The organism is Streptomyces sp. NPDC002742, from assembly GCF_042888885.1.
Lineage (GTDB): Bacteria > Actinomycetota > Actinomycetes > Streptomycetales > Streptomycetaceae > Streptomyces.
In genome coordinates this window covers 1-1,602 of record NZ_JBIAQF010000073.1, presented here as the reverse complement: position 1 = coordinate 1,602, position 1,602 = coordinate 1, and the positions used below count along the sequence as shown (strand labels likewise).

General features: G+C 69.0%; 1 protein-coding gene. It reads left to right on the top strand.

Going from position 1 to position 1,602, the window contains the following annotated elements; translation table 11 throughout:
* Nucleotides 1-109: 109 nt before the first annotated feature.
* A partial coding sequence (locus tag ACFYW8_RS44515; protein ID WP_389093893.1) for an IS4 family transposase occupies nucleotides 110-1,602 on the top strand: 1,493 nt, incomplete at its 3' end.

The following is a 1,602-nucleotide window of genomic DNA, read 5'->3' as shown; positions in this document are numbered from 1 at the left end:
CAAGCACCAACGCCGGTAAGTTACGGGCCCGTCGGAGTCCTTGACGTGGCAACAGGGCCTCTGTGTCGACTGGTTTCGACCAAGAAATCCGCCGACCACGGAGGCCCTGTTGCCTACCCATGCTCCTGCTGCAGAATCCGTTTCCGCAAGCCAACCGCGCGCTTCCCGGTACACACCAGTCGCCGGACAACTGACGCTGGGAGCCGTCACCGAGATCGTCCCGCCGGCCCTGATCGACGAGGTGATCACCCGGTGCGGCCGCCGGGAGCGTCGCATCCGCATGCTGCCGGCCCGGGTGACGCTGTATCTGGTGCTCGCGTTGTGGCTGTATCCGAACGTCGGCTACCGGGAAGTACTGCGCATGCTGTTCGAGCAGTTGCACCACCGTGCGGGCACCCGCCACCTGCCGGTGCCCAGTGCGCCGGCGGCGGTGCAGGCGCGTCGCCGCCTTGGCCGTGAGCCCTTGAAGTCCCTGTTCCTGCTGTTACGGGGTGCTCACTGCGGACCGGAAGATCCCGGCGCGACCGCGTTCGGGCACGATCTGGCTCTGCTGACGACCGCCGTGGACGGCACGACCCTCGATGTCCCGGACACCGTGCCCAACCGCGCCGCGTTCGGTCCGGCTCCCGGCCGCAGCAACAAGGATCCGGGCCGCTGCCCGCAGATCCGCGTGCTGACCCTGATCGCGTGCGGCACCCGCGCCATCCTCGACGCGGCATGGGGCGGCCGCTCGACCAGCGAAGGAGCGCTGCTGCGCAAGCTGGTGCACGGCGGGTGTCTGCGCGCGGGCATGCTGGTCCTGGCGGACCGGTACTTCTCCGGGTCCGCGCACGTCGCGACCGTCCGGGCCACCGGCGCCGATCTGATCATCCGGGCCATCGCCAACCGTCGCCTGCCGGTCCTGCGCCGACTGCCCGACGGCTCCTACCTCTCTCATCTGCCGGCCGCCAACCAGATCACTCCCGACCTGATCGCCAGGGCCCGGGCCAAAGGCGTGCGCCCCCAGCGGCGCGGAGTGCGCGCCCGGCAGGACGCGGGCATGCCCATCCGCGTCATCCAGGCCGATATCACCGTCGTCCCCGAGCACGGCGAGTCCCGCAGCGAGTCCTACCTGCTCATCACCACCCTCTTCGACCATGTCACGGCCCCGGCGCTACAGATCGTGAAGCTGTACGCGGAGCGCTGGGAAGCCGAGACCGGCTATGCCGACCTGAAGATCCACCTGAGCGGGATGCGGAACGTGCTGCGCTCAGCAGAACCCAACGGCGTCGCGCAGGAGTTGTACGCGCTGCTCATCGTCTACCAGATCGTGCAGATCATCCGGGCCCGCGCAGCGCGCGAGAACCACGATGACGCTCCTGTGGACCCGGACCGTATCTCCTTCACCGTCACGCTCCGCGCGCTCGTGCGCAGCGTCGGCCGCGGCACCCCGCCAGCACTCCTCGACGTCTTCCACGAGATCTGGTCCAGCCCCCGCCTGGAACGCCGGGGACGCACCAAGACCCGCGAACGCAAAGGCACTCTCGCGTACGCCCGGGCTGTAAGCAGAACGCCGTTGAGCAGGGCGGAGTACAAGATCACCATTCAGGCGCCGCAGCCGAC